5 protein-coding genes, 1 tRNA gene and 1 pseudogene are annotated in these 7,164 nt (G+C 68.8%); 2 read left to right on the top strand and 5 right to left on the bottom strand.

From position 1 onward, the window contains the following. From sphst_RS11800 to sphst_RS21225, 3 genes are all read right to left on the bottom strand, one after another. On the bottom strand, positions 1-751 hold a 751-nt coding region (locus sphst_RS11800), incomplete at its 3' end, for a PHP domain-containing protein (protein ID WP_234387602.1). A gap of 7 nt (positions 752-758) precedes the next feature. Further along, complete coding sequence (locus sphst_RS11795) at positions 759-2,264, bottom strand: Y-family DNA polymerase (protein WP_234387603.1); 1,506 nt, start codon at positions 2,262-2,264, stop codon at positions 759-761. Beyond that, positions 2,233-3,030, bottom strand: a complete 798-nt coding sequence (locus tag sphst_RS21225; RefSeq protein WP_031395349.1) for an ImuA family protein — start codon at positions 3,028-3,030, stop codon at positions 2,233-2,235. Before sphst_RS21225 ends, sphst_RS11795 begins: the two co-directional genes overlap by 32 nt. A 163-nt stretch (positions 3,031-3,193) precedes the next feature. Between sphst_RS21225 and sphst_RS11785 the strand changes: the two genes are divergently transcribed. Both sphst_RS11785 and sphst_RS11780 read left to right on the top strand, forming a co-directional pair. Then, positions 3,194-3,268, top strand: a tRNA-Gly gene (locus tag sphst_RS11785). Positions 3,269-3,506: 238 nt separating this feature from the next. Next, positions 3,507-5,018, top strand: a complete 1,512-nt coding sequence (locus tag sphst_RS11780; RefSeq protein WP_051916520.1) for a globin-coupled sensor protein — start codon at positions 3,507-3,509, stop codon at positions 5,016-5,018. A gap of 50 nt (positions 5,019-5,068) precedes the next feature. On the opposite strand, the gene sphst_RS11775 is transcribed toward sphst_RS11780, so the two are convergent. Then, complete coding sequence (locus sphst_RS11775; protein ID WP_056406610.1) at positions 5,069-6,715, bottom strand: uroporphyrinogen-III synthase; 1,647 nt, start codon at positions 6,713-6,715, stop codon at positions 5,069-5,071. Beyond that, a pseudogene (locus sphst_RS11770) lies at positions 6,712-7,164 on the bottom strand (hydroxymethylbilane synthase); the annotation flags it as partial. The gene sphst_RS11775 and the pseudogene sphst_RS11770, both read right to left, overlap by 4 nt.

Below are 7,164 nucleotides of genomic sequence, written 5' to 3'. Positions count from 1 at the left end.
CGCCATTGGCGGCGAGCAGGCGACCGGCCTTGTGGATGCTGGTCCCTTCGCGGATGCAGGTGACGATGTCGTGCAGGTCGCGGTCGTCGGGATAGGCATAGAGCGCGTCGGTGGTCGCGAGCACGGGTATGCCCGCGGCGTCGGCGAGCCCCGCCAGCCGTGCCAGCCGCCGCCGATCGCGTCCGCCGCGCGGCATCGTCACGCCGAGCCAGACACAGTCCGCCCCCAGCCGCTTCACCGCGTGGAGGACGCTCGACAGGTCGCGGTCGCGACGTTCGGGCAGCGTGTCACCGTCGGGCAGCGGCGAGACGGCCGTTGCGCCGCGTGCGCTGCTCTCGGGCATCACCACGAGCATCATGTCGGCATGATGCGCGATCAGGTCGCCGAGCCCGAGGATGCAGCCGCCTTTCTCGGCACGTCGGTTGCCGACCGTCAGCAAGCGGGTCAGTCGCCCCCAGCCACGCCGGGTCGAAGGATAGGCGACGATGTCGGGGGTCCCGTCCTCGAACACCAGCCGCGCCCCGACGATCAGCCGGAAGTCGATCGGCGGCAGCATCATCCCCAGCAGTCCGTCTTTGGCCTTCTTCAGCGCCTGGTGCGCGCGGACCACGCCGGCGACGGTGTTGCGGTCGGCGATGCCGATGCCGCCAAGGCCCAGCTCGACCGCGCGACCGACCATGGTTCCGGCATCGCTCGCGCCGTCGAGGAACGAGAAATTGGTCGCCGCGACGAGTTCGGCAAAGGCGGTCACGGCGCGGTCATGCGAAGACGCCGTGGAGATACCAGCGCGGTGTCTCGACCTCCGAATACAGGCCGTGCCGGAAGATCCAGAAGCGGCGGCCGCGGCGATCCTCGACCCGGTAGTAATCGCGCGTCGGAATGTCCTGACGCCGCCACCATTCGCCTGCGATCCGTTCGGGGCCTTCGCTGTGCGCGACGTCGTGGACGGTGCGGCGCCAGCGGAACCGGTGCGGCGGACCGTCCGGAACCTCGGCCATCATCGATTCGATCGGGTGCGGCGGATCGAACAGATAGATCGGGCGCAGCGGTGGTTCGCCCGATTCAGGCGCGGCCCACGGCGCCGGGCGTGCACTGACCGCGGCGGCGTCCGCCGCCGGCAGCATCAGTTCGGCCTGTTCGGGAATATGGCTGTTGCGCGCCGCGAACCGCCTTACCCGTGCCCGACCGAGCCGCGTGCCGAGCTGGTCGACGAGTTGCGCCACGTTCCGGTTCTGCCCATCCCGGTCCTGGCCGTCTCCCTTCTGCCCGCCCTCCAGTTTCAGCTGCGTCGCATCCAGCCGTTCGGCGAGCGCGATGTCGAGGCGGATCAGGTCATAGCCGAAGCCTGGGTCGAGCGGATCGGCGAGGCTGTCGATCCGTTCGCGGAACAGCCGCATCAGCACGGCGACGTCGCGCGTCGGCTGGCCCGTCTCGATCCGCAACCGCTGGACAAGCCCGTCGGCGCGAAACAGCCGTGCCTCCCACCGCCTGCCACCCTCATGGCGTTCGGCGAGCTGGATCCCGGCCTCGGTCGCAAGCTCGGACAGGATCTCCAGCGCATAGTCGGTCCGCGCGATCGGTTCGGCAAAGCGACGTTCGACGCCGATTCTCGCGACCGTCTGACGCGGCACGATCGGCCCTTTCACCGATCCGTCGAGCCTGCGGATCATCATCGCGGCGTCTTCGCCGAATCGCGCCGCGATCACGCTGAGCGGGCGTGCCATCACGTCGCCCACGGTCTTCAACCCGGCGCGCGACAAGGCGGTCGTCGCATCGTCGTCGAGGCCGAGTGCTGCGACCGGCAGGCGCTTCACCGCGCGGCGTTCGTCGGGGGCAGGGGCCCCTGCGAACCGCGCAAGCGCCCGCGCGGTATCCGGCGTGTCGCCAAAGGCATGCCGCACCAGCAGGCCGCGGCGGGCCAGCCGTTCCTCGAGATCGGCGGCAAGCCGGCGCTCTCCCTCGAATTCATGGACGCAGCCCGCGATGTCGAGGATCAACCCGTCAGGGGCATCGAGCGCGACGGACGGGGTATAGCGCTGACATCCGTCCGCCAGCCGCTCGAGCCATTCGTGATCGGCATGCGGATCATGCTGATAGGTTTCGAGTCCGGGCACGCGCGCCCGCGCATCGGCAAGCGTCAGCCCGGGTTCGAGCCCGGCGCGAAGCGCTTCGCGGTCGAGCGACTTGAGCCGTACCCCGCCCGCAACCGTCTCGACGAACGCGATCGGTGCCTCAGCCCGTCCGACGAACAGATGGGGGCGCATCGTCCGCAGCCGCTCGATCGGCAACCATGGGAATACCAGCGCCAGATAGCGGCGCGGTATCGATGCCGGTTTCAATGTCGGGTTGGGGGAGGGCTTGTTCGAAGTCATACGCGTCACGATTCCACTCCACGCGCCAGCGCAGGCCGGCCTGGCCTCCGCGTCGACGCAGCAATTCGATATCGAAGGCCGGCTTGCCCGGGGCGTCCGCGTCCAGCGGTTGCGACCGGCACGATGTCACCTGCCATCGCGTCGCGGCGGCGCTGGGCACGGGGGCCGCATCGATCCTGAGGCTGAGGATGGTCACGCCCGAGGTTTCGGCGGCCAGCATCAGCCGACGCGTGGCCGTCAGGTCGATGCTCGCCGCCCGACCCCAGGATTCGATGACCAGTGTTCCCAGCCCCTGGCACCGTGCGGCATCCGCGGCGGTGCGCAACAGGCTGGCCTCGTCATCGACCAGCGCGAGCACCAGCGACGAGACGTCGAGCCCCATTTCCACCAGACCGCTCGCATGGAGTCGCCCGCCCTGGCGCTCGCTCGCCTCGGTGCGCAGCCACAATAGCGGCACCGCTCGCGCGGCGAGAGTCGTGGCGACCGCGAAACCCGCGGCGCTTGCCGAATCGTCGACCGACGCGAAGATCTCGTGCAGCTGAGCCTTGGCCATGCCTTCGGTCATCCAGGCCTCGACCGCCCGGCCATCGCGCTGCGATGGCAGGCCGGTCGTCGCAATCCGCTTGAGGCGGGCGATCAGGGCGGTCGAGTCGTTCACAGTTGTTCTTGTAATGTTCTATTGAGGGAGTCGCCAAGGACAATCTTCACGATGGTCGCTGCAAATTTTGCAAAGAAGGCGCTTGCCGGATCCGAAACCCCGGGCTAATAGCGCGCCTCACCCCGCCACCGTGTCGTTACTGACCGGCGGCACAGGCGCCAGAGCGGGCGTAGCTCAGGGGTAGAGCACAACCTTGCCAAGGTTGGGGTCGAGGGTTCGAATCCCTTCGCCCGCTCCAGTCGCTGCCTCGAACGGCAGCGGCTTTCGCCGATCGGGTGATTCCAAGTCTCCTCATCAGACCATCAGATGCTGTCACGCCGTGCGTACGGCATGCTTGATCTATGTATGCCGGACGATGACGATTTGTAGAGGCGGACCTGACCGATAGCGGCGCTGCGTTGCTATAAATTGGTCATCTACCGCTATATTCGGAGCCGTCCGTGTCCGTTGATCAAGTTTCGTCGCGTCTCGCATTCATGGAAATGGGAGCCGATCAGCAGGCGACCGTCGCCGCCGTCCGGCCCTTGATCGAATCGCTGATTGGCGGCGCGCTCGACAAATTCTACGACCGGGTCCGCAATCAGCCCGAAACCTCGCCCTTCTTCCGCGATGCCGGCCACATGACTTCGGCCAAGTCGGCTCAGGCCAAGCACTGGATGAACATCGCGCGAGGGCAGTTCGACGCGAGCTTCTATGACAGCGTACGGCGGATCGGGACCGTTCACGCGCGGATCGGGCTCGAGCCGCGATGGTATGTCGGCGCCTATGCGCTCGTTCTCGAAAATCTGCTTGAGGGGATCGGCCGCCACTACAGCCCCTGGCGGCGGCTGGTGAAGGGGCTCCGCCCGCCGAGCGCGACCGATGCCAGCATCGCGATCGTCAAGGCGGCGCTGCTCGACATGGAATTGTCGCTGTCGGTGTATTTCGAGGAAGCCCAGGTCGAACGCAACGCGGCGATCACGACCATGGGCAAGGCGCTGAACGCGCTCGCCGCCGGGGATCTGTCGACGACGCTGACGGGGCTCCCGGCCAGCTTCGCGCCGCTCGAGGACAGCTATAACGACGCGCTCAACCAGTTGCGCACCCTGATCGGCGCGGTGTCCGAAAGCGCCACCGCGATCCGCACCGGATCCAATGAGATCGCGCAGGCATCGGAGGATCTTGCCCGCCGGACCGAGAGCAATGCCGCGTCGCTTGAGGAGACTGCCGCGTCCGTGACCCAGATGGATGGCCGGCTTCGCGCCTCCGTGACCGCGGCCGGCCAGACCGTCGAACGTGCTGATCAGGCGATCGCGACGGTCGGGGGCGGTCGCACGGTGGCGGATCTGGCGGTGCAGGCGATGGGCCGCGTATCGGACAGCGCCAAGGGTATCGACAGCGTGATCGAGGGGCTGGACAAGATCGCCTTCCAGACGCGCGTGCTGGCGATGAACGCCGCGGTCGAGGCGGGAAGGGCCGGCGATGCGGGTCGCGGATTCGCGGTCGTGGCCGATCTGGTATCCGCGCTCGCGATGCGTGCGGAGGAAGAGGCCAAGCGCGCGCGCGACCAGCTGACGGTGACGCAGACCGACATCGTCACCGCGGTCGATGCGGTGACGAAGGTCGATGGCGCGCTCGCGGCGATATCGGACGACGTGGCTCAGGTTCACGCCCTGCTCGCCACCATGGCACGGGACAATCAGGCCCAGTCGGTCGCGATTACCGAGATTTCCGCGACGATCGGGACGATGGACCAGACGACGCAGCAAAATGCCGCGATGGTGGAGGAAACGTCGGCGGCGGCGCGCAACCTAGCCGCCGAGGTGGGCACGCTGGCCGACCAGGCCCGACGGTTCCGCACCAGCGACTCCCGCGCTGCCAGACCGCCGGTCGCACCTGCGAAACAGGATTATGGCCAGCCCGAAAGCTATACGTCGCCGGTCAAGCCGTTGCCGCCAGCCGCAATCCCGGCGATGGTTCGCCACGAGGACGACTGGAACTCCTTCTAACGCCCGAAAGCGCCCAGCGACAGGCCTCGGCCGGTCGACCCGGCGGGGTGTCAGGGGGCGGGTATGGCGACCGGCGCCTCGGTCTGCGTCGATGTCGCGACCGGTGGCAGCACCGGGGTGGTGACCACGATCGGGCTGGGCTGGGGCTGGCCTGCCTGGCCCATCAGTGCCGTGTTCTCGAGGATATCCAGCGCCTTGCGCGCGACGATGTAACGGCGGGCGGCGTCCATCCAGTTGCTCGCCTGCGTCGCGCCGGGCAGGCGCTCGACCTCGGCGCGGGCCGCCTCGACCTGGCCGGCCTCGAGCAGACGACGCGCCCGTGCAAGGCGGTCGGCCGGCATGGGCGAGGCCATGCTTTCCTCGCGCAGCACGATCAGGTTGCTGAATTCGCGCCGCACGGTCTGCAGCCAGCTGTCATTGGTGGTCCCGTTGGTGCTGGTGATCTGCGGCGCGATCGTATCGAGCCCCTGGCGCAGATCCTCGATCGTGACCGGCTGGTGCGCGGCCTGGATCACCGCGGCCGTGGCGCGCGGCTGGGCGCGCCCGAAGCGCAGCCGCAGCTGCTCCTCGATATAGCCCAGTCCGACCCCACGATCGATCGCCCGACGCGCGGCGAACGCGACCATCAGGCCTTCCGCGCGGGTCGCCTGACCCCCGGCTGCCATCGCGTCGCTCGACACGGCCGCGGTCCGGGCCTCGAGCGCGGTGAGCTGGCCGGCCAGCGTCGCCTCGCGCGTTGCCAGCATTGCGGTGTCGACCCGCGGCTGTTCGCCATTTGCGTTGAGCGGTTGCGCGGGGGTGAAATCGGGATTGCCCGATGCCGCCGCGGCCGTGGTCGATCCAGCGGCCGTCAGACCGGTGCGCTGACCAAACCATGGCATCGTTTTCAGCGCATAGCCCATCGCTACCGACCCGGCGATAAAAGCCAGTCCGATGAATATGATGATAACACCCAGGCGGGGGCCGCGTGCCCGGGGACGCTCGATCGGCACGTGGTCGCTCATGACGCGCTTATCCCCGCGACGCGCGTCAGGGTCAATCGCGCGCTTTGCAGCGATCGTGACAAGCGCATCGTCGGTGGGAGTCTCCGCCACGACCAGCGCGGCCCAGCCGCTGCCCGCGGCGTCGGCCGCAGCGCGGCTGATCGCGGCGATCGTGATGCGCGACCGGTCGACGCCGGCCTGCGCGACATGCTCGGCGAACGCATGCGCTGCGCGGGGCGAATGGATCAGCACGAGCAGCTCTTCGTGCGGCGGCAACACGCTATCGCCGATCCGCAGCGCCTCACTCGCATAGACGGTGCACGCAACGACGTCCGGGCCGGTCGGTCTGCGGTCGCGGCCCGCCGGGTGGAACAGGCAGTCGAACCCGGATGCCCGCGCTGCGTCGATCGCGGCATCGACGTTGCCGGTGCCGGTCACCGCGACATTGAAGCCTGCACGTCGGGCGGCGGCGGCGGTGGCGTCGCCGATCGCGATCACCGGCAGCGCCTTGAGTGTGTCGGGCAGGGCGCCATGGCGAACCGCGTTCGCGCTGGTCAGCAGAACGGCATCGAACGTGCCCACGTCAGGCGGCGTCCAGGCGACGGGGACGACCGTGAACACCGGCATCGCCAGAGGCTCGAGCCCCAGACCGCGAAGCTTGGCGCATGTGTCGGCATTGCCCGGTTCGGGGCGCAGCACGACGATGCGGGTCATGCCGCGAACAGGCGCCGGACGCTGGCGGGGGCGCGGGTCAGCAGATCGAGCGCGAGCGCGGTACCAAGATCTTCGTCGATCCCGCCTTCGATCGCGCCGGCGACGTCGCACGACCCGTCCTCGGCGATCAGTTCGCCGCGCAGCGTCAGCGTCTCGCCGGCAAGCGAGGCGAGCGCCGCGACCGGCGAATGGCAATCCGCCCCCAGCCGCGCGAGCAGCGCGCGTTCGGTCCGGACGCACAGGCTGGTATCGGCGTGATCGATCGCCGCGACGATCGCATGGGCCGGCTTGCCGACCAGCGTCTCGATCCCGACCGCACCCTGGGCGGGTGCGGGCAGCATGATGTCGGTGGGGATGGCATGACCGATCGCCGTGCGTCCAAGGCGATCGAGCCCGGCGGCGGCAAGCAGCGTCGCATCCATGTCCCCGGCTGCGACCCGCGCGACCGC

The sequence above is a fragment of the Sphingomonas sp. STIS6.2 genome (assembly GCF_000732685.2).
Taxonomy (GTDB): Bacteria; Pseudomonadota; Alphaproteobacteria; order Sphingomonadales; family Sphingomonadaceae; genus Sphingomonas; species Sphingomonas aerolata.
Note: the sequence above shows the minus strand (reverse complement) of the source record. Positions and strands in the feature narration are given on the sequence as shown.

Excerpts from the sequence above, each read along its gene's own strand:
- sphst_RS11795 (WP_234387603.1), bottom strand. The coding sequence starts at position 2,264 with ATGCGCCCCCATCTGTTCGTCGGACGGGCTGAGGCACCGATCGCGTTC.
- sphst_RS11780 (WP_051916520.1), top strand. The coding sequence starts at position 3,507 with ATGGAAATGGGAGCCGATCAGCAGGCGACCGTCGCCGCCGTCCGGCCC.
- sphst_RS11775 (WP_056406610.1), bottom strand. The coding sequence starts at position 6,715 with ATGACCCGCATCGTCGTGCTGCGCCCCGAACCGGGCAATGCCGACACA.